Below are 322 nucleotides of genomic sequence, written 5' to 3'. Positions count from 1 at the left end.
AGGCGCGGCGATGATCCGCTCCAAGGGTGAGGCCGGCACCGGCGATGTGTCGAACGCGACGACGCACATGCGCAAGATCGGTGGCGAGATCCGCCGGCTCACCTCGATGAGCGAGGACGAGTTGTATGTGGCGGCCAAGGAACTGCAGGCCCCCTATGACCTGGTGGTCGAGGTGGCGCGGGCCGGCAAGCTTCCGGTCACGCTGTTCACCGCGGGTGGGATCGCCACCCCGGCCGATGCGGCGATGATGATGCAGCTCGGTGCCGAAGGCGTGTTCGTCGGGTCGGGGATCTTCAAGTCCGGCAACCCCGCACAGCGGGCC

1 protein-coding gene is annotated in these 322 nt (G+C 68.0%); it reads left to right on the top strand.

Annotated elements, in window-relative coordinates:
• Positions 1 to 322 (top strand): beta/alpha barrel domain-containing protein (locus ACRCUN_RS34285; protein WP_462146047.1); only part of this gene is annotated, 322 nt, incomplete at both ends.

The sequence above is a fragment of the Mycobacterium venezuelense genome, from assembly GCF_054919535.1.
This window is presented reverse-complemented; position numbering and strand designations above follow the sequence as displayed.